Source organism: Streptococcus mitis, from assembly GCF_000722755.1.
Classification (GTDB): Bacteria; Bacillota; Bacilli; order Lactobacillales; family Streptococcaceae; genus Streptococcus; species Streptococcus mitis_CM.
The window spans coordinates 195,900-221,855 of the sequence record NZ_JPFY01000013.1 but is presented as its reverse complement, the minus strand read 5'-3'; the positions used below and the strand labels follow the sequence as shown (position 1 = coordinate 221,855).

Here is a 25,956-nt window from a genome sequence, read left to right as displayed (position 1 = left end):
TTTACCTTCTTACGCGTCAGTTTTGACGATCATGTGACGAAGAATGTCAGCGTTGATTTTTGAAAGACGGTCAAACTCTTTAAGAGCTGCATCGTCGTTTGCTTCAACGTTAACGATGTGGTAAAGTCCTTCACGGAAATCTTTGATTTCGTATGCAAGACGGCGTTTTTCCCAAGATTTTGATTCAACAACAGTTGCACCGTTGTCAGTCAAAATAGAGTCAAAACGTGCTACCAAAGCGTTTTTAGCTTCTTCTTCAATGTTTGGACGAATGATATAAAGAATTTCGTATTTAGCCATTGATATGTTCCTCCTTTTGGTCTAATGACCCCAAGACTTTGCAAGGGGTAAGTGAGGTTCGCTCACAATAAACTATTATACTAGAAAAAATTTTTTTACGCAAGTAAAAACACTGAAATAAAAAAGAAGATGACGAATCATCTTCTCAAAAAATACAACTCTATAGAGAGTGATTAATATTTTAGTATTTATCAAACTATAGAGATTACGAATCCGTTTTACTGATTTTTACCAAAGACATCTCGATAGAGCATTCCTGTTCGTAAACTCTCTGCGTCTCCTCCTAATTGCTCCACCAACTCGTAGGCAAAGGCAAGGGCTGTTGAAGGGCCTCGACTGGTTGTCAAATGACCATCTACCACTACTGTTTCCTTTACATATTGACCATCAAGTATTTGCTCTTGAACACCGTCATAACAAGTGTACTGCTTGTTTTTCAATAGCCCTGCTTGATTGAGGGCAATTGGAGCTGCACAAATGGCTGCCAGTTTCTTCCCTTCTTGCTCGAAATTTTGCAATTCTTGAATCAAGGCCTGCTTATCACGTAAATGTGCAGAACCAGGCATGCCTCCAGGAAGGACAATCATGTCATAGTCTGATAAATCATCCTCAAAGACACGATCTGCTCTTACTTGGATTGCGTGCGAGCCTGTCACTTGCTCTTCAAATCCTACCATATCACAAGTGATATTTGCCCGACGCAAAACATCCACAACTGTCAAAGCTTCAATTTCTTCAAAGCCCTGAGCCAACATAACTGCTACTTTTACCATGATTTTCTCCTTATTTGATTTGTTTTAATACAACCTTTTTCCGTTTGAATGGAACTTTTCCGCTCTTTTCTTCAGCTAGATTGGTCTGGTAACTCATCGATAAAAGTAAGCCCACACCAATCAGATTACTGATAATAGCCGATCCCCCTTGAGAAATGAAAGGCAAGGGAATACCCGTCAAAGGAAGCAAACCTGTCACGGCACCGATATTCTCAAAGATATGGAAGAGTAACATCATAATTAAACCTGTAGAAATATAGGTGTAGAACTGATTATTTGATTTAAGAGTAATCTTCAACATACGATAAATCAGCATGAGATAAAGGGCGATAACAAGGACAGAGCCAATAAAGCCAAAATCTTCTGCAATGACCGTGAAAATCATATCCGACTCTCTAACTGGAATAAGCAGATTAGAAGCATTAAATCCTTGACCAAACAAGCCTCCACTACCAATCGCAATCTGCCCTTGAGCCTGCTGATAGGTCGTTGTTTGAGCAAAATCAAAAGGATTAAGCCAAGCCAAAATACGGTTGATTTGATAGGTCGGCATTCCCAGTTGATGGAGAAAAGCCCGACCGTCCTTGCTGATAAAAATAGCTAAGAAAGCAGCAATTCCTGTTACAGCAGTCACAAATACTGGGATAATAATTTTCCAAGAAACCCCCGATAATAAAACGATTCCTGAAAAAATGGCTACAAAAACCAAAGCCGTCCCCAAGTCACTTTGAAGTGCCAAAAGAACTAGGACTGGAATGGTAAAGAGAATCATCCAAAAAATTAACAAAAAGTCCAGCGGAATTGTGCGTCTCCACTCCTTATGTTTTTTGGTAAACTGGACAATCACACGGGCCAACATGAGGATATAGGATATCTTCATAAATTCTGACGGCTGGAACAAGGTAACACCATTTACCGATACCCAGTTTTTGGCACCCGTTGATGCAACTAAACTTGGATTATAAAAGACAATAGGTAAGACCATAAGTCCCAAGCCCAAAATATATAGAAAGGGTGTCACCTTCCAAAGAAATTCTGTATTGAAGAGCATGACCACAAAACCAATTACAAGTCCCAAGACAATCCAAGCGACCTGCTGCCCTAAAATGGGCAGAATATTATTTGGATAATCATGACTAACGGCAATATAAATAGCCACCACACCGATAACCAGTAGGAAAAATACTGGCAGGAGCAAACTATAATCGACTCTAGAGTCGAGAGAACGTTTCATATATTCACCTTTCCTCTTTCTTAGATTTTTCATTTTTGTTGTTTTGGAGGAAATCAATAACAGTAGAGGTAATCTGTTTTCTATTCACCTCTCTGATAGTTCTTTCCTTCGCTAGAGCTTGTCTAATCTGTTTACCATATCGTTTATGAACAACACGACTATCCAGTATCACAGCAATGGAAGCTTGTTCCTCTTTTCTAATTGTTCTACCCAAAGCCTGTTTGAGACGAATAATGGCCATTGGCAGCTGATAATCATAGAAAGGATTCTTCCCTTCCTGATGCAATTCATGATTTAATTTTTGTGTTAAAGGTTCTTGGGGATTTTGGAAAGGCAATCGAGGAATTACTTGAATAACGCAAGGATGGGTAGAAAAATCAACCCCCTCCCAGAAACTTCCTGTTCCAAGTAATATTTGTCGCTCTCCTTTTTCAAAACGTTTCTTCAGCTGACTGGGTTCCCCATTTTTATATTGGGCTAAATGAGGATGGTCTAGTAAATCTGACACTGCTAACAGTAATTCTTTAGACGTAAATAAAACAAGCAAAGGCTCTTGAAACGCCTGTAAGGAATGGATAACTGATGTAACCTCTTCTGCATAATCTAAAGGAGAATGTTCAGTTACTAACGGAAAATCATTTACTAATAGAACTTCTTGTTGCTTCTGTTGTAAAGATTCAACTGTAATAAGTGGGGCTTCAGTAAATCCTAATAAGTCCGCTAAAGAAACTCTATTACTGATTTCAAGAGTGGCAGATACGCCAAGCACTCTGCAATCCTCTGGCAATAAATCTGCTAGTAGGAAGCGACCTTTTTTACTTGAGCAGATTAAGACATCCTTACTAGACTTCTCAGCAGTTGCCAGCCAAAATTCACGGTCCGATGTAAAAAAGCGCATCATATCTCTATACTCGGGAAGACTTAACTCAGAAAAATGCTGGCGTAAGTTTTCAAGAGAATCCAGCCACTTGTCATTCTTAAGTTCTGAGTAAAACTGATCTATCAAATAGCGACATTCAAACCCGATACTCTCAAGCAACCGTCTCTGAATAAGATCTTTTTCTGTTTCCAAGGACTTTTGAACTTGTGTTACTAAAGCCTCGAGGAGATAAGACTCTTGGGCGAGGTTTTCAAGAGCAAGCAGTATTTTTTGAGCTTCATCTATGATTATCAAGCGATTGTTAACAAACTCTGGATCATCCTCTAAACGTGTTACCAGATAAGCGTGATTGGTTAACAAAAGGCGACTCGATTTAGCCCTATCTTGACTGCGTTGCCAGAAGTCCTCAGAAATAAATAAACTTTTTTTGAAAGTTTTCCATCATGTACAAGTTCAGCTAGAAAATGTTGATAACGATACAGCTGTCCGATTTCATCTAAGTCACCTGTTTCTGTCTCTGTTAACCAAATCAAGATTTGCATTTTAAAGCGTGTGAATAGGCGGTTAGACTCTGGCCTATGAAGTACTTTATAAAAATTATCGAGTTTCAAATAATTTTGAGGTCCCTTAAGACTATGAATATCAATATGAAAAGTATCTTTTAATCGACTTCCTTCTTCTTGCATGATTTGATTTTGAAGGATTTTGGTAGGAACACTAACAAGGATGCCCCCTTCACTTTCCATGCTCAAAGCTGGCAGTAGGTAACCATAAGTCTTTCCAAGTCCCGTTTGAGCTTGAATAAACGCGGTTTTCTGTTCCTTTAATAGCTGTTCAACTTTTTCTGCAAATTCAACTTGCTGAGGACGCTCATCCAAGTCTAATAAGGTAATGTTTTTAGTAAAATCCTTAGATAGCTTACGTGGCTTTAAAGACTGACTTTGCTTTCTAAGAAAGAGTCCATGGAGTTCCATCAAATCATGAGAAGAAAGGGGAGACTGGCGCTGATATACTTCTTCAACCACTAAATAAGTTTCATAAAGGAGGTTATCCGCAAGATTTAACAACGTTTCTAAAAGTCCTTTTGGTAACTGAAAAAGTTTTTGACGCATAAAAAGCAAAAGCTCTGCTGTTGCCTGTGCATCATAGAGAGCGGTGTGGGCGTGGTCTAACTTAATCCCTAACTCTTGACAGAGAATGCCGAGATTGTACTTTTCAAACTGAGGATACAAAATCTGTGCTAACTCAACGGTATCCACTCGTGGAGTTCTCAATTCATAACCTTCAAAGAATAGGTACTCTGCCAGAAGATTTGCATCAAACTGTACATTGTGCGCGACAAAAACACCATCCTTGACCAGTTCAAAAATCCTTCCAGCTACCTGTGAAAACTCTGGAGCAACTGCCAACCGTTGATCAGTCAAACCTGTCAATTCTTTTATATGAGAATCCAAGGGCTCATGGGGATTGACATCCGTCCCATACTGATCGACGATTTCGCCATTTTCAATCACCACAATACCCACTTGAATAATTTTTGCCTTGCTTCCGGTACTAGTGGCCTCTAAATCAACAACCACATACCGATCATTTCTCGAATTCATCATTAAAAATTATATCAAAAAAAGCCCTGTTTGACACCCCTTAACTTCGATAGAAAAATCTCTTTGCTTGAAAAAATTTTTATAAAATGTTTGAATAGTATTATACAGAAAAGGAGACATAAGATGAACCCATTAGATTTGTTTAACCAAGTAAAAGAGCTAATCGAAACAAAAGATTTCGAAGCTGCAAAAACATTTGTTACAGAAAATCAAGAACAGCTTGGAGAATACTTCTCTCAAGCTCAGCAGTTGATTTCTGGTTCAGAAGGTCTAGATGGCCTCGTTGGAAAGATTAAAGGATTTTTCTAAAAGATATAAAGGCGCCTGAAACCATCAGGTGCCTTTTTGAGATATTTTTTTCATTATTTTGGGAAGATGAGTACTGATTTCCGTCGGCAAGACCACATAATGTTCTTGAGATAGTTCTTGGGCTATGGCTGAATGAAGATGGGTTGCCACTGCCACACGTTCGTAGAGACTGGCCTGTCGGAATTGGCCTACAAATCCTGCGATCATCCCAGCCAGTGTATCTCCCATTCCCCCAGTCGCCTGATAGGGACCGCCAACTTGTAACTGGTAATAATCAGATTGGCCAACTTGCCAAATACGAGTAGCTGGACCTTTCTCCACCAAAATGGTTCCTTGAGGGAAGGAAGTTAGGGCATTAGCCGTTGCATCTTCCTTTTGCTTATCAATAGCAATACCAGACAGCTTTTCCCATTCTTTTTGGTGGGGAGTTAAGATAAGCTGGTTAGATGGAAACGACAAACTTGTCCTAGCAAGGATGGTTAAGGCCCCTCCGTCTACAATCAAAATTTGATTTTGGCTTAAATTAGCAAAGACCTGTTTGACTAGATTTTCTCCAAATGCATCGTCTCGTAAACCAGGCCCCAGCAAGACAACTTCTGCCTTCTTCAACTGCTCTTTTAACAGTTGTTGGTCTTGAAGAGAAAAGGCCATAGCCTCAGGTAAATGACTGTGCAAAGCTGGGATATTTTCCCTATCTGTTCCAACAGTCACCAAACCAGCTCCACTTTTAACAGCTGCCAAAGCAGCCATGATGATAGCACCACCATAAGGATAAGTCCCACCAAGCAACAGCAAACGGCCATAGTCTCCTTTATGACTGGTACGAGAACGTTCAATAATGACTTTTTCTAATAATTCTTGCTCAATCACTTTCATTGTTTTTTCCTCTCTATTCATTATACTATAAAGTCTATCCACCTTGCATCTTAAATATAAATCTCTTCGTTCATATAGAAAAAGAGGGGACAAAGCCCCTCTACTCTCCTTTCGTCCCAACACGAAAGCAAACGATTCTATTTTTACTAGTAAAGACGGAGAGGCCTAATTGGTCCTCTCCATCTATTCGACTCATTTATCGATTCATTTTTTATCTTCTACCAATCTATACAAATAGAATGGTATTAGACGCACAGACTAGTCTTCTTTGCGTTTTGCAGTTAATAAAGCTGCGGATAAGGCCAAGGTAACACCTGCCAAGAAAATAGCTGTTTCTGACTGTTTTTCACCAGTTTCTGGCAATCTCTTGTCTTCCTTGGCAACTTGAACTGGTACTTCTGGAGTCTGAGCTTTTTCTAACGAACTTAGTTTAAACTCTGGTTTTTCTACTGTCGGTGCGGGTTGATTACCTACTGTAGCTAGAATACCACGGTACTCTGGAAGTTTATGTTCTAGAGCCATTACAGCATTAACGCCACCCTTAAATTCAGGTTTCTCAACACTTGGTACTGCTTGATCTCCTACTGTGGCTAGAATTCCTGTGTATTCTGGAACTTCATTGACTGCCGCTTCTACAAAGTTAGCACCACCTTTGAATTCTGGAACATCGTTCACTGCTGCTTCTACAAAGTTAGCACCGCCTTTGAATTCTGGAACATCGTTCACTGCTGCTTCTACAAAGTTAGCACCGCCTTTGAATTCTGGAACTTCGTTTACTGGCGCAGGTTCCTCACCCTTACTATTTGAAATAGATGGTTTTACTCCTACCTCAATAATACGATCCTGAGCCTTTCTTTCTTCAGAATGAACAAGAGTTCTAGTAGTTCCCAAAACTTGAATATAGTCAACTTTTTCTCCAGCTTGTCCTTCAGAAACTATACGACGTTTACCTTGAGCAAGCTCAGGGTTTTCGCGAATAACTTCTTTGAACGGAAGTGGAGTCTTTTCAATTTCCAAACTTGGAGTTTCTGCTACTAAGTTCTTAACGCCTTCTGTCGGTGTTGTTTGGAAGGTAGACTTAAAGTGTAAACGATATTCTTTCACTAGATTCCCATCTTTGGAAACAAGACGAACCAGTGTTGGAAGATTTGTATTTCCAGGATCCACAACTGTGACTACTCCATGTCCACTAGTTGTCGCAGTGACTTTTGGTTTAGTTCCCATTGTTGTTAGGGTGTACTCTGTCACATTTGGATCAAAGTTTTCCAATGATTCTCCATCGATTGAAATAGTCGCTGATGGTGTTTCGACTTCTGCTCCCTTGCCTGCAGAGTAGGCTGTAAATTCGACTACTGCTAGACCGTTAGTAGTAGACTTACGAGTCATTCGAGCACGAATAGCTGTCGTTTGAATCGGATCAAAGTTAAACTCGATTGGTTTCCCAGCTACTAATTCTCCAGAAGCTTTGTAAGGAATTAGTGCCCAATTTTCTGCCTTGTTGAATGGATGGTCAGCATTTTCTTCATAACGAGAAATCGTACTTGGTTCTGTAAAGGCAGGGCCAATATATCTTTCTAGAACCATTTTCTCTGGGGCATCTGTTCCACTATCTTTAAAGAACTGCATGGCAACTTTTCCAATAGCTTGTGAGGTAATGTTACCGTTCTTCTTAAACAATATTCCCACAGAAGTTTCTTGATTTTTTGGTGTACGAGACCAGTTTGTCCAACGTCCATCCTCATTAAATTTTCCATCATTGATATAGAAAATTCTATCATGTGAAGCTGCTTGTGTATCGTTCGTTGTCGAAGCAAAGGCTTTAGAATCCGTTTCATTGTTGCTTGGATTTTCTGAGATGGCTTGATTTCCTTTAGCTACAACTGTCACTTGCATGGTAGTTGTTAGATTTGTACCAATGACATGACCGGTAATTTCAAATGTTCCCTCATGCTCTGTCGCATGTTCAGGAATAGCATCCCACTTCACTGCAAGTTTATCTGTAGTCCAAGTATTTGAAGTTGGATAATAAACAGTGACTTCTGAAGGAAGTTGAAGATTGTCTCCAACATTCAAGATTTTAGCACTGTTTTCTGCAGCAAGAGGTTGACTAGTTTCTCTCTCATCATTGCGGAAAATTCGATATTCTTTCAATACCGTACCATCTTCTGCTTTCAAGATAAGACGTGTTGCACCTTTTGGACTGGTTGCAGGCACAAGAGTAACCAAACCATTATTGCTAGCGGTTGCAGTGATTTCTTTGCTAGATTGAGGAATATAGTAATCTGTCTTAGATGGATTAAAGTGTTCAAGATCCTTGCCATCTACCTTGATAGAAATCTCTGAACTTGTTTCACTTAAGACCTTGTTTCCAAGCACAGTTAGCTCTGTCAGACCAACACCTGATGTTCCATCAGCCTTCTTCATACGAATACGCACAGCGTAGGTTTCGACCTTGTCAAATGTGAAGTGATTGGTTTGAGTTGCAGACAGCTGACTTGGAGCATGTAGGTTTTCAACTGCTTTCCAATTGTCTGGATTATTAAATGGATGATTAGTATCACGCTGAGCATGACTGACATCACTTGGTAAATCTGGAATTTCTTTACCTACATAATATTCAACTACATATTCTTTTGGAAGACCAATTGCTCCATCAGTATAGAAATCAACCGACAAATTGTTGACAAAACGTTTCGTCAAGTCTCCTGAATTACCAAACAAGATAGAAGCCCAGTCATTATCAGTATTTGTTCTCCAAGTTGTCCATCTATTTTTAGCATCTGATGGCGTTCTTGATACAGTCAAGTCGTTCAAGGTATTGGCCGTGTCATCTCCTCCTGTATTGGATACAATGGCAGCTGGTAATTGTGAACCTGTCCATTGTTTAGAGATATTATTTCCAGCAACCACTTGACTAGACACTCGAACATGAGCTTTAGTTGTCAGATTGCTACCTACTAAACGACCATTGATTTCATATACCCCTTCAGTTTGACTAAAGTTGGCTGGAACCTGATCCCAAACAACATCTTTGTAGATAGTTGTTCCATTAGAATGGTAAGCCCGAACATTGGCTGGCAATTGAACCGTCTCACCCTTAGGTACTGTGAGACTGATTTCCTCTGCAACTTGCAATCCTTCAACCGTTACAGTCGCTTGAGCTTCAATGTCTGTGCCTTCTACATGTCCTTTAAGCGTAAAGCTATGATAGTGCCCCAACTCTTTTTCATCTACCTTTTCCCAAGTTACAGACACTTTGCGTGGCAAGCCCTTATCAAATTCTGCTCCAACTTCTTTAGGTAGATTCGGTTGCTGATTGATATCTGTAGAAACAGACACAGGATGAAGTTTCACAATCTTCTTGCTGACTTTATTTTCTTTAATCACCACTTCAGTGGTTACAGATTCTGTTTTCTCTGTCTGATTATCAATTCGAGGTGTCAAAGTCACTCTTCCCTTAGTATAGAGCAATAGATTCTGACCATTCACCTCAAGACGTCCCCCATCAGATGATTTAGCTTCTAAGTGAATATCTGAAGCCGAAAATTCTGTTTGTGAACCATCCTCATAACTACCAATGACACGATAGGTTAAGACTTGATCTTCAGTAGCAGTTTCTTTTCCTTCCACAACTACTTCCAAACGTTTCAAAGCAGGAGCTTCCTTCACAAACTGAATTAAGTAAGTTTGAACCAAGTCACCCTTTTGGTCACTCAAGAAGACAGAAGCCTGATAGCCATTATCAGCAGAAGCTTGCTGAACAGTTACTTGATATCCGGTAGTCTGAGCTCCAACACTTGGAATGGTAGCAGTGTAAGGAAGGGATACACGGTAATAAGTCTTGTCAGACTCAAAGTGCTCCAGAGTTTTATCCCCAACAGTAAGTCCTGTAATGCTACTTGTTGTTTCCTTACTGCTTGCGATAAAGGTTGCAGTCACTTCACGGTCGTCATCTACCAATTTACCAGTAGCCTCCGTACGTCCACCTTCTTTTGTCAAAGCAGAAGGATCTTTCAAGGTCCAAGAAACAACATCTGTATCGATCAAACTACCATCTGTCAGAACAGCTGTGACCGTTTTATCCAAATCAGCCGCATTCGTTCCAACTGGGACTGTAGCAACTTTTGGTAACCATCTATCTAAGGCAATCACTTTTACAAGTGCCTCAGCTTTGGTTTCCAAACCTTCTACACGTCCAGATACTTTTTTCTCACCTGCGCTTGTAAGCAAATCAGCTGGCACATCCCACGTTACAGTCTTTTCCTCAACACTACCATCGCTATAAATAGCTGTTACTGTTTGAGGCAATTCAGGATTTGTGCTAACATCAGTTGTTGCTTTTACAGGAGCAAAGGCTACAAAGTGACGATTTTCTTTCTTACCAGACACAGTTGCGACCGTTGCGCTATCAGAAGTTAAACCAGCAGAATCTGCATAAAGAGTAAATTTACCTTCTTTTTCTGTTGATTTTACAATGACAACTCCTTTACCATTGAAAGCACGTCTTTGCCATGTTCCATCCGCTTGAGCTTTGTAGCGCTCACGGCTAGCTTGTTCTCCATTATCCACACCAACAATTTGTCCCTGACCATGAAGATTGAAATGAACAAGATTATTCGCTGTCGGAACCACATTCCCATCGCCATCAACAATTTCGTAATGGATGTAGGATAGGTCTTTCCCATCTGCAGTGATAACATGCTCTTCTTTAGTCAGACGAACTCTTGCTGGTTCCCCTGCAGTTGTCACACTATCACGCGCAATTTCGTTGCCATTTTCATCTCGAGCAATCGCAGTCAGTGTGCCGGGTTGGTATTTCACAAGCCACTCAAGATACAATTCACTTGGTTTAGCCCCTTCATGATAAGGACGTCCATCTTCTGTCCTTTTCTTCGTATATTCCTTTTTACCAAGCGACTGTCCATTTAAGAACAATTCGACACTTGCAGCATTTGAGAAGGTACGAACTGGAACCTTTCCATCGACTAGCATCTTGCGATCCTTAAGTGTCTCTTCAGTCCAGTTCCAATGTGGTAAAATGCGAACAGTTGGCTTTTCTTTAGCACTATACCATTCACTACGGTAAAGGTAAAAATCATTCTTCGGTAAACCAGCCGTATCGATGATACCAAAGTAAGAGCTCTTCACAGGTGTATTATCTTGGTTATGCCATGGAGTTGGTTCTCCAATATAATCAATACCTGTCCAGATAAATTGTCCAGCATAGCCAGCACGATCACGGTCAAAAGTCCATGACTCAGTAGCTGTTCTTCCCCACCCAACACGGTCATTACCATAATCAGATTGTTCATAGTGACGATTTGGACGGTTATCGTGTCCAAGGATTTGAGCAGGATTGTAATAAGAATCACGCGTTCTAGTAGCTGAAGAGGTTTCAGAACCATAAATGAGCCAGTCTGGATGCGCTCTACGAACCGCATCATAAAAACGTTCACCATAGTTCATACCGACAGCATCCATGATTTCTGCGAGTTTCAAGAAATCACCTGTCGCTGCACGACTAAATTTATTTTCACCCATAGTGACATAACGTTCAGTATCAATCGCCTTGATAATAGCCTTCAGACGCTTAGCAGTTTCGATAGAACGAGGACTACCATTCGCCTCTTCCACCTCATTTCCAAGAGACCACATAACAATAGACGGATTGTTCTTATCGCGTTCTACCATTGTTCTAAGATCAAAATCAGACCACTTCTCACCCTTTTTAGCCTCTGGGTGTGTTGCATCTTGATCAAAGAACCGTCCATAGTCGTATGTTTTCTTACCACCATACCAGGTATCAAAAGCTTCCTCTTGAACCAAAAGACCTAAACTTGCTGCAGCATCAAGTAACTGAGGACTAGCTGGATTGTGGGTTGTTCGAATAGAGTTAACCCCCATATCTTTCAGGAGTTTTAATTTACGATAGGTAGCCTTATAATTTTCTTCTGCACCCAAAGCTCCATTGTCATGGTGAATACTTACTCCGTGGAATTTCATGCGTTCACCATTCAGAGAGAAACCATCCTTAGCAGTCCAATTGAAATAACGGTAACCAAATGTATCTTCTGTTACATCAACTAGTTGACCTTCTTTATAAACCTTTGTTTTCAGCACATACAGTTGAGGATGATAACTTTTTGTCGTCCAAAGAGTTGGTTTATTAACTAGGATTGTTTGTCTGAAATCTGCAACTTCATTTTCTGCTAAATTCTTCGTTTCAGAGCGAACTAATTCTGATACAACCTTGCCTTCCTTAGTGAAAATTTGTTGTTCCACAAAAACTTTAGTAGCCTTCTTATCCGTATTTTTAATCTTACTTTGAACCTGTGTTTCAACATTCCCTTCTTTTTGCTCAGCAAGTTTTGGAGTAGTGATATGATTACCATTTTCGGCAACATGGACTTTATCACGATAACTAAGAGTTACATCACGATAAATCCCACTTCCTGAATACCAACGACTACTTGGTTGCTTATTGGTCACTTGAACAGTAATTGAATTTTCACTACCATCCTTGTTTAAAAATTCTGTGATATCATATGAAAAATGATTATAGCCACTTGGATAATGTCCTACAAATTTACCATTTACATAGACCTTTGAATCCATGTAAACCCCATCAAAATTGATACGAACATCCTTATTCTTGTCTGCTTCATTTAATGTGAAAGTCTTACGATACCAGGCTGTTCCACCATTTAACTGGCCACCTTCATTACGCGCGGGAGACTTGTGATCAAAGTCAAAATAAATACTCCAATCATGAGGAAGATTCAATTTGGACCAATCATGAACATCCACATCTTTTTTTGAAAAATCGCCTTGGGCATTTAGTTTAAAATACCAATCTTTATTAAAATCTTGTTTTCGATCCGATAATAGCTGTTTTTCCTTTTCAACTTCAGCTTTGTTTGACTCTCCAGATAGTGCTTGCGATTTTTCAGAAGAAGGTTTGATCTCTGTGTCTGCTTTCACTTGGTCCTTTTCAGAAGTTTTTTTAGAATCCTCTTTCATTTCTGTTCCAGATGTTGATGCAGATTCAACAGGCTTTGGATTTGCCTCTTCAGATTTCTGTTTGTCCTCAGCCTTGGTTCCTTCTTCTACTTTATTTGGAGTTTCCACTTTAGGACTAGCCAATTCATGACTACCATCGTTAGCAGGTCTAGTAGTTTCTGTATCCTTAGTCACTTTATCTTCTGTCGACTCAGCTTTGGGTTTTACAAACTCACGCCCACCATTCTCATCAGCCTTTGCGATAGCAGCTGCCACATCATCGGGAAGCTTATCTAAAGGCTGAGCTTGATGAACAGTTGTTTCTCCTGTTTGAGTATTGGATGAAGCCACCTCCTCAGCTTGTACAGCTGAAATTCCAAATATACTAGCCCCAATCATTACAGATGCCGCACCTATTGCAAATTTACGAATGCTATAATGACAACGTTTATCAAAAAGTCTTTTGTTCATTAAAATCCTCATTTCTTTTTCTTGATACAAAGTAAGCGCTTACTTTATTTTAAAAAACGACCTCCTTCTGAATACACAAACACGTACCAAGTTCGATAATATATTTTATATATTAAATATATCAAAACACACCTAAAATTGCAATCATTTTCCATCAATTTAACCTAATAAAATGGTATGCAAGATAAGTTCATTCAAAAGAAATAGGTGCAATGAAAGTAGCTTTCTATTCTAGACTCTTTCCAATACAAATTTCATTCTATTAATAGCATTTTCATACTTCAAATTTATAGTTTATGGACTCATATCATTTTAGACTGCATTACATAAAAAGAAGGTAAAACATTATTCTACCTTCTTTTTTCCTATTTTCTATCCAATGTCCGAAGTGCTGCTTGATAAGTTTGCTCCATCAGCATGGTAATGGTCATAGGACCTACACCTCCAGGAACTGGTGTGATGTGGCTAGCAAGTGGGGCAACTGCCTCATAATCAACATCACCACATAGCTTCCCATTTTCATCGCGATTCATCCCAACATCAATGACAACTGCTCCAGGTTTAACAAAGTCAGCAGTCACAAACTTGGCACGACCGATTGCAACCACCAGAATATCTGCTTTAGCAGCCACCTTGGCAAGATTATGAGTCCGTGAGTGAGTCAAAGTCACTGTAGCATTCTTTGCCAAAAGAAGCTGGGCCATGGGTTTTCCGACGATATTGGAACGACCGATGACGACCGCATTTTTACCTTCCAAGTCAATCCCATATTCATGGAACATTTCCATAATCCCTGCAGGTGTCGAAGGAATCATGACTGGATGACCTGACCAAAGACGCCCCATGTTTAGCGGATGAAAACCATCGACATCCTTTTCTGGGTCAATGGCTAATAAAACCGCCTCTTCATCAATATGTTTTGGCAATGGTAACTGGACTAATATCCCGTGCCATTCTGAATGTTGATTGTATTTGGCAATCAAGTCTAACAATTCCTCTTGGGTAATGGTTTCTGGAACTCGGACTACTTCACTACGAAAACCAGCTGCAAGGGCAGAACGTTCCTTATTTCGAACGTAGACTTGGCTGGCAGGGTTGTCCCCAACCAAAATCACCACCAAACCAGGTACTAAACCTGTTTCTTCCTTTAATCTTGCAGTCTTTTCAGCCAGCTGTCCTTGTAACTTAGCTGCTAGAGCCTTCCCATCAATAATCTGTGTCATATTACTTCTCTTTTCTTTCAAATATCTTCCATTATACCAAAAACTGTTAGTCCCCTCTAACACTTCTTTCCTAGGCAATCCTATAGTTTCAAACTATAAGAAAAAGGAGCGGATATTCCATCCAACTCCTTATTCTTATTAGAAAATCTAATTAGATTTAATCTTCTTTTTTCTTACGAGCAAGAAGTCCAAATCCTCCTAGTGCTCCAAGAAGTCCGAGCGATGCTAGACTAGCGTTAGCTTCTGTACCTGTGTTAGGCAACTCTTTTTGACCTTCAACATATTTAGGTGTTTCTTGTTTAGAAGGTTTAGAAGGTTGAGCTGGTTTAGCAGGTTTTTCTACTTCCCTAGGATTTGGAACATAGTTAATTACTGTATCTTGACTTGGATCTGTTGGGATGTTTGGTACTACATATCCTTTTGATGGATCTTTCGGATCAACTGGTTTAAGTGGGTTGCCATCTTTATCTTCTGGAGTGAATCCTGGAACGTATGGTAACACTTCTGTTGGTTGTCCTGGTTTTGTTGGATCTGCTGGATCGTTTGGATACTTGATTGGAGTTGTTGGTTGACCTGGGATGTTTGGAATCCATGATCCGATTGGTTTGTAAACGTATGTTACTGTTGAACCATCTTTTCCAATCTTACCTTTAGCTTCTCCTTCAACACGAACTAGTAGGTGTCCTGGAATAACTTTTCCACTTGTAGAGTACTCATCTCCCACTTTTCCTTCTGTTGTTTCTGAAGGGATTAAGTCTTTGCCTTTTTCATCTACATATTTAACTACTAGTTTAGCTTTGTTTGCTACGTAGTTGATTGGTGTATCTTGACTTGGATCTGTTGGGATGTTTGGTACTACATATCCTTTTGATGGATCTTTCGGATCAACTGGTTTAAGTGGGTTGCCATCTTTATCTTCTGGAGTGAATCCTGGAACGTATGGTAACACTTCTGTTGGTTGTCCTGGTTTTGTTGGATCTTGTGGGTCATTTGGATACTTGATTGGAGTTGTTGGTTGACCTGGGATGTTTGGAATCCATGATCCGATTGGTTTGTACACGTATGTTACTGTTGAACCGTCTTTTCCAATCTTACCTTTTGCTTCTCCTTCAACACGAACAAGTAGGTGTCCTGGAACAACTTTTCCAGTTGTTGTGTACTCATCTCCTACTTTTCCTTCTGTTGTTTCTGAAGGGATTAAGTCTTTGCCTTTTTCATCTACATATTTAACTACCAAGTTTGCTTTGTTTGCTACGTAGTTGATTGGTGTATCTTGACTTGGATCTGTTGGAAGATTTGGTACTTCGTATCCTTTTGTTGGATCTGTTGGATCTACTGGTTTAAGTGGGTTGCCATCTTTATCTTCTGGAGTGAATCCTGGAACGTATGGTAACACTTCTGTTGGTTGCCCTGGTTTTGTTGGGTCTGCTGGATCATTTGGATACTTGATTGGAGTTGTTGGTTGTCCTGGAATATTTGGAATCCATGAACCGATTGGTTTGTAGGTTACTACTTCTGTAGCATCTTTTGAATCCGCAGTTACTTTTGTAGTTGGTACACTTGCTTTGTCAGCTAAGTATCCTTTAACTACTGGTGATTTAACTTCAGCTAAGTCTTGAGCTGGAGTCCAATCTCCGTAAGTCACTTCACCTGTTACTAAGTTGACCTTAGCTTCACGTGTAAATTTAGCTTCTTGTGTTACTGTTTTTGGTGTTCCATCTTCATTTAATACTGGAGTTCCATCTTCGTACACATAAGTGATTGTACGTGTTACTGTTTTGTTTAGATCTTTTTCTTCCAAGCCAGCTGGGTATTTAGGTCCATCTGGGTTATTTGGATCTACTGGAGTTCCTGGTGTTTTTGGTTGATCTGGTGTTACTGTAACTTCTTTAGCTTTAAGCGTTACTTTGAACTCTTGATCTGTATCTTTATCTTTATCGAACTTACCACCTTCTGGGTATGTATTAGATACTAATTCATATCCTTTGTTTTCAAGTTCTTTGATTTTCGCTTTTACATCAGCCTCTTTTGTAAGTGGTGTATCTGAGTCACCTTCTTCAGTAATAGCATCAACACCTGGAATTGGGTTTCCTTTTTCATCTACGAAAGTTGTTTTAGCTTTTTGAGTATCTTTTACGTAGTTAATCGGCGTACTTTGAGTTGGATCGTTTGGAATATCTGGAATGACATATCCTTTAGTTGGATCTTGTGGATCTACTGGTTTAAGTGGTTGTCCATTTCCATCTTTTGGAGTCATACCTGGTACGTATGGTAATACCGGTTTATCAGTTCCTGGTTTTGTTGGATCATCTGGATTATTCGGATATTTGATTGGGTTTGTTGGTTGTCCCGGGATATTTGGTACCCATGATCCTAGTGGTTTGTATGTTACTACTTCTTTAATATCTTCAGAATCACCTGTTACATTTACCACCGCAACACTTGCTTTGTCAGCTAAGTATCCTTTAACTACTGGTGATTTAACTTCAGCTAAGTCTTGTGCTGGTGTCCAGTCTCCGTATGTAACTTCTCCTGTTACCAAGTTCACTTTTGCTTCACGTGTGAATTTAGCTTCTTGTGTTACTGTTTTTGGTGTTCCATCTTCATTTAATACTGGAGTTCCATCTTCGTACACATAAGTGATTGTACGTGTTACTGTTTTGTTTAGATCTTTTTCTTCCAAGCCAGCTGGGTATTTAGGTCCGTCTGGGTTGTTTGGATCTACTGGAGTTCCTGGTGTTTTTGGTTGATCCGGTGTTACTGTAACTTCTTTTTGTTTAAGTGTTACTTTGAACTCTTGATCTGTATCTTTATCCGTATCGAACTTACCACCTTCTGGGTATGTATTAGATACTAATTCATATCCTTTGTTTTCAAGTTCTTTGATCTTAGCTTTAACATCAGCTTCTTTTGTTAATGGAGTTTCTGATCCACCTTGTTCAGTAATTTCAGCTACCCCTGGAATTGCATTTCCTTTTTCATCTACAAATGTTGTTTTCGCTTTTTGGATTGCTGTATATTTAACAACATATTCGTAATCTTCATCTGTAGCTGTTGTTGCTTGTACTGGTACTTTTTCAACACTTGCGATGTAACCTTCTTTTTGTGGTACTGCAAGTTCTGGAAGATCAGTACTTTGACCATTAGTTCCTCTCCAGTTAATATAAACTGGTTTGTCTTCAGAGTTAATTACCGCTTTACCTTGTGCAGTTAACTTGATTGAACCTGTGTAACTTACAGTTTGTTTTTGTGATGGGAATACTTCTGTACCCGCTAAGCCTGCAACATTGTCAGCGTATACAAATTTAATTGTACGGTTTACTTCTTCTACTTTTGTTTTCTTAACATAATCATACTCTGCTGGGGTAACAAATGCAGATCCATTTATACCTTTAGCTTTTAATTCTTCTTCAGAATATAAATCTCTTGCTCTTGTCTTCGTAACACTTAGTGTTCCTTTTACGTTTTCAGGAGGAAGATCTGCAAGAATGTATTCTTCTCCATTAACTTCTTTAACTAAGTCTACGTGATCATTACTTACATCATATTTGTTTCCAAGTACATTAGTGTAATCTTTTGAACCATCTTCACTTAAAGGAATATTCCCCGTATATCTTGTTGGTTCAAAACCTATAACTTCACCTGTCACTAAATCTTTGAATGTTCTAACAACAGCTCCTGTTGGCGGTTCACCTTGAACTTTACCGTCACCATTAACACTCCAACCGTTTGGCACTTTAGTTACAACATCTTCTTTCTCACCGTTAACAGATTCTCCACCTGATACAGTAAGAGTTGCTGCAGTTTTATCGTTTCCTACATAACCTTGTTTAATTAATCCATTTTCATAAGTAATATTAGAATATTCACTTGTTAAGGTTTTGTCTTTTATTACTTTTTCAATACCTAAAGATTGAAGAGGCATAGAGACTATAGAATCTTCTTGAATAGTTCCTTCTGTAACAGTAAGTTCTAATTCCGTTGGTGAAATTAATCTAGGTGTTAATGTGAACCCACTATCTCGACCATCTTGTAAAATCCATACATTGTTTTCATTAGCTCTAGCATTAGACCAACGATTTTGTGGGCGATAAGTAATACTATCCCCTTTATTAGGGGTAATAGTAGACGCTGTATTTAATCCATTTACAAAGTTAGAACTTCCTTCAAGTTCTTTAAATTCAGTAAAATCTGCATTAGGAAGTTTGATCGTAAATTTAGATCCTACTCCATAACGAACATCTGAATCCGTTTTTAATACGATTGAATCACTTCTACCTGTTTGCTCATTGTTAAGGTATGTCAATCCATTGTTTTCACTTAGTGATGCACTAGTACCTTGTTTTTGATAGCTAGGTTGTTGACCTTTTCTTGTATAAGTATGTTCCAGAACCGTACGCCCATCAATTTTAATAGTTGCTGTATACGGAGTGTCTTTTGAAATTTGTGGAGCTAAATATCCATTACCCGATAAATTACTCGCTCCAAACGACACATTCGGATAGTCTTTTACTTTATCATTCCACTCGATGTTGTAAGTATATGTTCCAGTTTCGTTAGCTACCGCTGGTTGCTCAGCAACACGTTGGTCATAAGTCATACCACGTTGTGTACGTTGTGCCCAATATGGTACAGATTTGTTATTGTTGTTTCCTGTAGTTGTTTTAAAATCGATAGATTTAACTTTACCAACTACTGTTCCATCTGTCGCTCTGATTTCTGTATTTACAGCCAAACCAGCACCTAGCTCAGCTAAGTTAGTAAGTTCAATTTTTGTAATAGAACCTGCTTTAAGAGTTGATGTACTAATAGTAGTATCAAATCCCCATCCTGTAGGAGCCGTATTATCTGCATTCATATCAACATAAGCGTTTGTTACAGCTTTAACTGTTTCTCCATCTTTAAAAACATCTTTACCTGTAATTTTTGATGCAGTAGCAGCTAATACCGATTCTACTTTACCTGCATGGCCAGCACGTTTCATTTCCGTATAAACTGCTTCAATGGCAGCAGAAAGACGATTCACTTGAGCTACCATTTGATCTTTAGATGCATCGGATGAAAGCAAATCATTAGACTTCGCTGCTTCAAGTTTCACTGCCTCAATCTTAACCGCAAGTTCTTTTTTAGCCGCTTCATCTTTGACTTCTTTATCTGAGAAGTTTGAGGCTACAGATGCCATAACCTCAGCTTCAGAAGTTAATTGAGTAAGAACTGTCTTCACTTCATCTTGTGCTTTTTCTGTTTCGATCTTCGCAGTTTTTTCTTTATCTGTTTCTTTTTTATCAGTTTGATCTTTAGCTGGCTTTTCTTTTTCAGCTTTAACGGTAACTTCTTTTTCTGCTACAGGTTTAGCTTCAGTTTTAGCATCTTCTTTTACTTCAGGTTTTTCATCTGCTTTTACAGCATCAATCTTTAATTCAGGAAGTTCTTCAACAACGGGTGTTGTTGAACCAGAATCAGATTTCTGTTTATCAGAATTTGTAACTTCTGTAGCCTTTGCAGAATCAGTGTTTGTCTCATCAGCTTTAACAGCATTTGCTCCTAAAAGAAGAGCAGTCCCCAAAAGAACACTAGCCGCACCAAAACTATACTTACGAATAGAAAAGCGCTGGGCTCTTCTACCATGGTATTTTTCCATTCTTGAATACATGTTTTCTCCTTGTTTATATATATGTTAATTTAGAATAAGGTTGAAGTCCTCAGTTTTCCCTTACTCTCCTGCTAAAGAACACCTTCTTTAACGAAACTACAACACAATACTCATTATTCAATTTTACCATATGTTTTTAACATCAGTCAACCAAAATGATCTATATATTCTCGCTTTTTGTATAATATTTTTGTACCCAAAATACAAAAAGAAGGAATTACCCTTCTTTTTATTATAATAACTTTTTTATTTTATTTACGGTTTAATACGGTGCAACATACGTGGGAATGGAATGGCTTCACGGATATGTTTTGTTCCTGCTGCGAAGGTTACCATACGTTCGGTACCGATACCAAATCCACCGTGTGGAACTGTACCGTATTTACGAAGGTCAAGGTAGAATTCGTACTCTGTACGATCCATACCAAGTTCATCCATCTTAGCAACAAGGGCATCATAGTCTTCCTCACGCATAGACCCACCGATGATTTCTCCATAGCCTTCTGGGGCAAGCAAGTCTGCACAAAGCACGCGCTCTGGATTCCCAGGAACTGGTTTCATGTAGAAGGCCTTGATGGCTGCTGGATAGTTCATGACAAATGTTGGCACACCAAAGTGGTTTGAAATCCAAGTTTCATGTGGTGAACCAAAGTCATCTCCATGCTCAAGATGCTCGTAATCAGCATCTTCATCATTCTCATGCTCTTGCAAGAGGTCAATGGCTTGATCGTAAGTGATACGTTTGAAGGGCTCTGCAATGTAGCGTTTCAAGAGTTCTGTATCACGTTCCAAGGTTTCCAAGGCTTGAGGTGCACGGTCAAGAACACCTTGAAGAAGAGCTTTCACATAAGCTTCTTGCAAGTCAAGTGACTCATCATGTGTCAAGTATGAGTACTCTGCGTCCATCATCCAGAATTCAGTCAAGTGACGGCGTGTTTTTGATTTTTCAGCACGGAATACAGGACCAAAGTCAAAGACACGACCAAGGGCCATAGCGCCTGCTTCTAGGTAAAGCTGACCTGATTGGCTCAAGTAGGCTGGCGTTCCGAAGTAGTCTGTTTCAAAGAGTTCAGTTGAATCTTCTGCCGCATTTCCTGAAAGGATTGGGCTATCAAATTTCATGAAGCCGTTCTTGTCAAAGAACTCATAAGTTGCATAGATGATAGCGTTACGGATTTGCATCACAGCTACTTGCTTACGAGAACGGAGCCACAAGTGACGGTTATCCATCAAGAAGTCTGTTCCGTGTTCTTTTGGTGTGATTGGGTAGTCTTGAGATTCACCGATTACTTCGATGTCTGTAATATCCAACTCATAGCCAAACTTAGAACGTTCGTCTTCTTTGACAATACCTGTCACATAAACAGACGTTTCTTGGCTCAAGCGTTTGATGACATCAAACTTCTCAAGTCCCACTTCTTCACCAAATTTTTCTAAAAAGTTTGGTTTAAAGGCCACACCTTGGAAGAAGGCTGTCCCGTCACGCAATTGCAAGAAGGCGATTTTCCCTTTTCCTGATTTGTTGGCAACCCAAGCGCCAATCGTCACTTCTTGACCAACATAGTCTTTTACATCGATAATCGTTACACGTTTTGTCATTATTTTTCCTTTTCTTTTATTTTTCCATAAATGCTTTCAAGCGGTTAACCGCTTCTTTAAGCGTGTCTAGGTCTGTCGCATAGCTGAGGCGGACATTTTCTGGCGCTCCAAATCCAGCTCCTGTTACCAAGGCTACTTCAGCTTCTTCTAGGATAGCAGTTGTAAAGTCTGTCACATCCGTATAGCCTTTCATCTCCATTGCCTTTTTGACATTTGGGAAGAGGTAGAAGGCTCCTTGCGGTTTGACCACTTCAAATCCTGGCACCTCAGCAAGAAGGGGATAGATGGTATTGAGACGTTCCTCAAAAGCCTGACGCATGCTTTCCACCGTATCTTGCTCGCCTGATAGAGCCTCAACTGCTGCATACTGGGCTACTGCTGACGGATTCGAAGTTGTTTGACCTGCAATCTTGGACATGGCAGCGATAATGTCTGCCTCTCCAACGGCATAGCCAATACGCCAGCCAGTCATAGCATAGGTTTTAGACACACCATTGATAACCACTGTTTGCTTGCGAATCGCTTCTGATAGACTAGAAATAGGTGTGAACTCATGGCCATTATAGACCAAGCGCCCATAGATATCGTCTGCTAGGATGAGAATATCCTTTTCTACAGCCCAGTTCCCGATTGCTAAGAGTTCCTCACGGGTGTAAATCATACCTGTCGGATTAGATGGTGAATTCAGCACCAAAACCTTGGTCTTGTCTGTGCGAGCTGCTTCTAACTGCTCTACAGTCACCTTAAAGTGATTGTCTTCCTTAGCAGGAACAAAGACTGGCACACCCTCTGCCATCTTAACCTGATCTCCATAGCTGACCCAGTAGGGGGTTGGGATGATAACTTCATCACCTGGATTGACCACAGCCATAAAGAAGGTATAGAGAGAATATTTTGCTCCTGCAGCTACTGTCACTTGATTTGGCGCTACAGAATAGCCATAAAAGCGCTCAAAGTAGGTATTGACTGCTGCCTTGAGCTCTGGCAGGCCTGAGGTTACTGTATAAAAAGAAGCACGCCCCTCTTGAATCGATGCAATGGCGGCATCTTGGATATTTTTTGGAGTAGTGAAATCTGGCTCACCCAAGGTTAGAGACAAGATATCTCTTCCCTCAGCCTTCAGTGCTTTGGCACGGGCTCCAGCAGCCAAGGTCACACTTTCTTCCATTTCTAAAACACGGTTGGATAGTTTCATAGGCCCTCCTTATTGACCAATGCTCCTGTTTCAAAATCTACTAGATAAAAATCGGAGCCTGACTTGACTTCCCAGATTGGCTTGTCTTGATAACGGCCAAAGGTAATCTTGTCAATCTCGCCAGCTCCTTTTTCCTTAGAAACCGCTTCTGCTTTTTCTTGTGAAATACCCTGATTTAGCTGATAAACGTAAATCTTATGGTCATCTTTTCCGATCAGGACAGCAAGTGCTTCTTGCTGTTTATTACGACCAAGAACGCTGTAATAAGATTCCAAGCCATTGTATAAATCAACCTGATCAGCCTGCTCTAATCCTGCATACTGCTGAGCTAATTTTTCTCCTTCACTTTTAGCTGTTTGATAAGGTTTCATGCTAAGAGAAACCAGATACAGAAAGGAAGCACTGATAACCACAAACAAAATCGTCATCCCTAGACCATACTGCCACAGTAGATTATTTTTTGCTTTATTTTGTCTTGTTTTCACTCGTCTATTTTACCATCTATTGGGCTTTATTACAAGTGAATGCAAGAACAATCGTATTTTATTTCTTCCTTCAAAGTAAACCGATTTTTCTTGTTTAAAACCGAGAGAGAAAAGGAAAGACACAAGCAACATAAACGTATCAAAAAACCTGAGCTTAGCACTCAAGTTTTCGTAAGTTCTTTACTTTATAGAATCACTTTATCATCCATTCTTTTAGCCATTTTTCCTAAAAAGATAGGTAGTAGAAGGCCAATCATGGCTAAAAAGAAGCCTAGATAAAGAAATGTTAGCACAAAGCCTAAATGGTCAATCAACCAGCCTGTCAGTGGGAAGAACACAATCATACTTAGGCTAAACATCATAGAGTAGACACTCAGCATGGTTGCCCTTACTTCACTTGGGAGGCGCTCTTGCAAATCATTGTCAAAAATCGGCTGAAAAAGAGCATATAGAGCATTACTAATCAAATAAATCAAAATATAGATTAGAGGTGTTCCAAAGTAGGACAGCATATAGGTGACGCCAGTCAGCAAGACAAGGACAGGGAAAAGCTTCAAGGCAGCATATTTCTTTCCAATCTTACTCGCTAGATAGACTGCGACGATATTTAAGAGACTACCAAGTAGCATAACTGCTGAAATTTGCCAACTACTTAAATCTGGTAACTGATTTTGATAGTAAAAATAAAACATGCACATGAGTGTACCAACAATCTGAGACAAAATCATCCAGTTGAACAGCATGGGATTTCGCTCCAACTCTTCCTTAACAGTCCAAATAATCTGTTTCATGGTCACACTATCAGTTTTTTCTACCTTGACACTGGGTTCTTTCAGCATCCAAATCAGGAAAAGAACTATGATAGAAGTGGCAATCATGATATGGTAGGTCAGGTGCAATTGACCATGGACAAAAAATCCCGCCAACACTGTCCCCAAAGAACGAGTTCCTTCTGCTACTCCTGACATAAAGCTTGAAATGGATAGATAGCGCTCCTTTAGCCCAGCTTCTACAGCCGAGTCATAGACCATTGCTGCGCTTGTTCCTGAATCAAAATTGTAAGACAAGGCACTCACCGCCATAGCTAGTGCATAAATCCAAAAATTCCCCTGCCCAGCCAACATAAGAATAGAGGACACAATTCCTGCTATTCGACTTAAATAAAGGTTGGTCTTATAGGAATAACGATCAGCTAACATACCAGATGGAATTTCACAGAGAAGACTGGTAGTATGAAAAATACTCTCCAGAAGTCCAATCTGCCAAAGAGACATACCATTTTGACTGAGAAAGAGAATCCAAAAACTGGTAATCCCTAGAAATGCAAAAAACTCAACTCCGGCCATCAGGCCAATATTTTTCCGATAATTTCTTATTAACATCTTTTCTCCTTTAACAAGTGTATTATTATTTCTTTTGTCCGTCACTTGTTAATCTGTGCCTTACATAATCTCCACCCCTTTTTAGAAGCATTCTTCAATGCCATTATTGTTCCTTTAATTGTTTATGAAATGATACCGGAAAATAGCCGTTATGCGGTTTCTATTGCGAGTTTTCTTGTTTATTTTAGCACTTATATCATCATATTACAAGAGAATATAGGAATCCTCCTATAAAATCAAAGAAAACCAAAATCTAAAAAACAGTTCTTACTTTTCCAGTGGCAACTGACTAGAGTTTCAGCAATTTTATAATTTTCAAATAAACTCTGAGCAAATTTCTTGCAAGTCCTTTTGTTTTGTTGTAATATATATTATAACAACGAGAAAGTTCTCGGAAATTTAAGAAAAAGGAGACACATCATGTCTAAAAAAGTATTATTTATCGTTGGATCACTACGCCAAGGTTCTTTCAACCACCAAATGGCCCTTGAAGCTGAGAAAGCACTTGCTGGTAAAGCAGAAGTTAGCTACCTTGACTATTCATCCATTCCTCTCTTCAGCCAAGATTTAGAAGTTCCAACTCATCCAGCTGTAGAGGCTGCTCGTGAAGCAGTTCTCGCTGCTGATGCCATCTGGATTTTCTCTCCAGTCTACAACTTCTCTATCCCTGGTACAGTGAAAAACTTGCTTGACTGGTTATCTCGTGCCCTTGACTTGTCTGATACACGTGGCGCTTCTGCCCTTCAAGACAAGTTTGTCACAGTATCATCTGTAGCCAATGCAGGTCACGATCAACTTTTCGCTATCTACAAAGACCTCTTGCCATTTATCCGTACACAAGTAGTTGGCGATTTCACTGCTGCACGTGTTAATGACTCTGCTTGGGCAGACGGAAAATTGGTTCTTGAAGAAACAGTCCTAAATTCACTTGAAAAACAAGCTCAAGACTTGGTCGAAGCAATTCAGTAAAAAA

The 25,956-nt window shown here is 39.6% G+C and carries 13 protein-coding genes and 1 pseudogene; 2 read left to right on the top strand and 12 right to left on the bottom strand.

Annotated features, from left to right (window positions below; genetic code table 11):
* Positions 1-9 precede the first annotated feature (9 nt).
* From rpsF to SK578_RS04305, 4 genes and pseudogenes are all read right to left on the bottom strand, one after another.
* Positions 10-300, bottom strand: a complete 291-nt coding sequence (rpsF, locus tag SK578_RS04320) for a 30S ribosomal protein S6 (RefSeq protein ID WP_001151778.1) — start codon at positions 298-300, stop codon at positions 10-12.
* Between the two features lie 218 nt (positions 301-518).
* Positions 519-1,073, bottom strand: a complete 555-nt coding sequence (locus tag SK578_RS04315) for a DJ-1 family glyoxalase III (RefSeq protein ID WP_042750853.1) — start codon at positions 1,071-1,073, stop codon at positions 519-521.
* Positions 1,074-1,083: 10 nt separating this feature from the next.
* The gene (locus tag SK578_RS04310; RefSeq protein ID WP_042750851.1) at positions 1,084-2,307 is read right to left on the bottom strand and encodes an FtsW/RodA/SpoVE family cell cycle protein; all 1,224 of its coding nucleotides are present in this window, start codon (positions 2,305-2,307) and stop codon (positions 1,084-1,086) included.
* Positions 2,308-2,311: 4 nt separating this feature from the next.
* Positions 2,312-4,791: pseudogene (locus tag SK578_RS04305) on the bottom strand (bifunctional DnaQ family exonuclease/ATP-dependent helicase).
* 123 nt (positions 4,792-4,914) lie between these two features.
* Here SK578_RS04305 and SK578_RS04300 point away from each other — a divergent pair.
* Positions 4,915-5,100, top strand: a complete 186-nt coding sequence (locus SK578_RS04300) for a hypothetical protein (RefSeq protein ID WP_042750849.1) — start codon at positions 4,915-4,917, stop codon at positions 5,098-5,100.
* Positions 5,101-5,124: 24 nt separating this feature from the next.
* Here the strand turns inward: SK578_RS04300 and SK578_RS04295 are convergent, their stop codons facing one another.
* The 8 genes from SK578_RS04295 to SK578_RS04260 all read right to left on the bottom strand — a co-directional run bounded on the left by SK578_RS04295 (position 5,125) and on the right by SK578_RS04260 (position 24,983).
* Positions 5,125-5,976, bottom strand: a complete 852-nt coding sequence (locus SK578_RS04295) for an NAD(P)H-hydrate dehydratase (protein WP_042750847.1) — start codon at positions 5,974-5,976, stop codon at positions 5,125-5,127.
* Between the two features lie 258 nt (positions 5,977-6,234).
* Positions 6,235-13,446, bottom strand: coding sequence for an SIALI-17 repeat-containing surface protein (locus SK578_RS04290; RefSeq protein ID WP_042750846.1), 7,212 nt, complete (start codon positions 13,444-13,446; stop codon positions 6,235-6,237).
* A 365-nt stretch (positions 13,447-13,811) separates the two neighbouring features.
* A complete protein-coding gene (locus tag SK578_RS04285) occupies positions 13,812-14,669 on the bottom strand; it encodes a bifunctional methylenetetrahydrofolate dehydrogenase/methenyltetrahydrofolate cyclohydrolase (protein ID WP_042750844.1) in 858 nt (285 codons plus the stop codon).
* Between the two features lie 157 nt (positions 14,670-14,826).
* The gene (locus SK578_RS04280; protein ID WP_042750842.1) at positions 14,827-20,322 is read right to left on the bottom strand and encodes a mucin-binding protein; all 5,496 of its coding nucleotides are present in this window, start codon (positions 20,320-20,322) and stop codon (positions 14,827-14,829) included.
* 255 nt (positions 20,323-20,577) lie between these two features.
* The gene (asnS, locus tag SK578_RS04275) at positions 20,578-21,921 is read right to left on the bottom strand and encodes an asparagine--tRNA ligase (protein WP_042750840.1); all 1,344 of its coding nucleotides are present in this window, start codon (positions 21,919-21,921) and stop codon (positions 20,578-20,580) included.
* 16 nt (positions 21,922-21,937) lie between these two features.
* Positions 21,938-23,116 carry a pyridoxal phosphate-dependent aminotransferase gene (locus SK578_RS04270; RefSeq protein ID WP_042750839.1) on the bottom strand — a complete coding sequence of 393 codons (1,179 nt, stop codon included), beginning with the start codon at positions 23,114-23,116 and terminating at the stop codon, positions 21,938-21,940.
* Complete coding sequence (locus SK578_RS04265) at positions 23,113-23,601, bottom strand: cell wall elongation regulator TseB-like domain-containing protein (RefSeq protein ID WP_042750837.1); 489 nt, start codon at positions 23,599-23,601, stop codon at positions 23,113-23,115. Before SK578_RS04265 ends, SK578_RS04270 begins: the two co-directional genes overlap by 4 nt.
* Before the next feature lie 185 nt (positions 23,602-23,786).
* Positions 23,787-24,983, bottom strand: coding sequence for an MFS transporter (locus SK578_RS04260; protein WP_042750835.1), 1,197 nt, complete (start codon positions 24,981-24,983; stop codon positions 23,787-23,789).
* A gap of 420 nt (positions 24,984-25,403) precedes the next feature.
* On the opposite strand from SK578_RS04260, the gene SK578_RS04255 reads away from it, so the two are divergent.
* Positions 25,404-25,952, top strand: coding sequence for an NADPH-dependent FMN reductase (locus SK578_RS04255; RefSeq protein ID WP_042750833.1), 549 nt, complete (start codon positions 25,404-25,406; stop codon positions 25,950-25,952).
* The last annotated feature ends 4 nt before the right edge of the window (positions 25,953-25,956 follow it).

Excerpts from the sequence above, each read along its gene's own strand:
- rpsF (WP_001151778.1), bottom strand. The coding sequence starts at position 300 with ATGGCTAAATACGAAATTCTTTATATCATTCGTCCAAACATTGAAGAA.
- SK578_RS04315 (WP_042750853.1), bottom strand. The coding sequence starts at position 1,073 with ATGGTAAAAGTAGCAGTTATGTTGGCTCAGGGCTTTGAAGAAATTGAA.
- SK578_RS04310 (WP_042750851.1), bottom strand. The coding sequence starts at position 2,307 with ATGAAACGTTCTCTCGACTCTAGAGTCGATTATAGTTTGCTCCTGCCA.
- SK578_RS04300 (WP_042750849.1), top strand. The coding sequence starts at position 4,915 with ATGAACCCATTAGATTTGTTTAACCAAGTAAAAGAGCTAATCGAAACA.
- SK578_RS04295 (WP_042750847.1), bottom strand. The coding sequence starts at position 5,976 with ATGAAAGTGATTGAGCAAGAATTATTAGAAAAAGTCATTATTGAACGT.
- SK578_RS04290 (WP_042750846.1), bottom strand. The coding sequence starts at position 13,446 with ATGAACAAAAGACTTTTTGATAAACGTTGTCATTATAGCATTCGTAAA.
- SK578_RS04285 (WP_042750844.1), bottom strand. The coding sequence starts at position 14,669 with ATGACACAGATTATTGATGGGAAGGCTCTAGCAGCTAAGTTACAAGGA.
- SK578_RS04280 (WP_042750842.1), bottom strand. The coding sequence starts at position 20,322 with ATGTATTCAAGAATGGAAAAATACCATGGTAGAAGAGCCCAGCGCTTT.
- asnS (WP_042750840.1), bottom strand. The coding sequence starts at position 21,921 with ATGACAAAACGTGTAACGATTATCGATGTAAAAGACTATGTTGGTCAA.
- SK578_RS04270 (WP_042750839.1), bottom strand. The coding sequence starts at position 23,116 with ATGAAACTATCCAACCGTGTTTTAGAAATGGAAGAAAGTGTGACCTTG.
- SK578_RS04260 (WP_042750835.1), bottom strand. The coding sequence starts at position 24,983 with ATGTTAATAAGAAATTATCGGAAAAATATTGGCCTGATGGCCGGAGTT.
- SK578_RS04255 (WP_042750833.1), top strand. The coding sequence starts at position 25,404 with ATGTCTAAAAAAGTATTATTTATCGTTGGATCACTACGCCAAGGTTCT.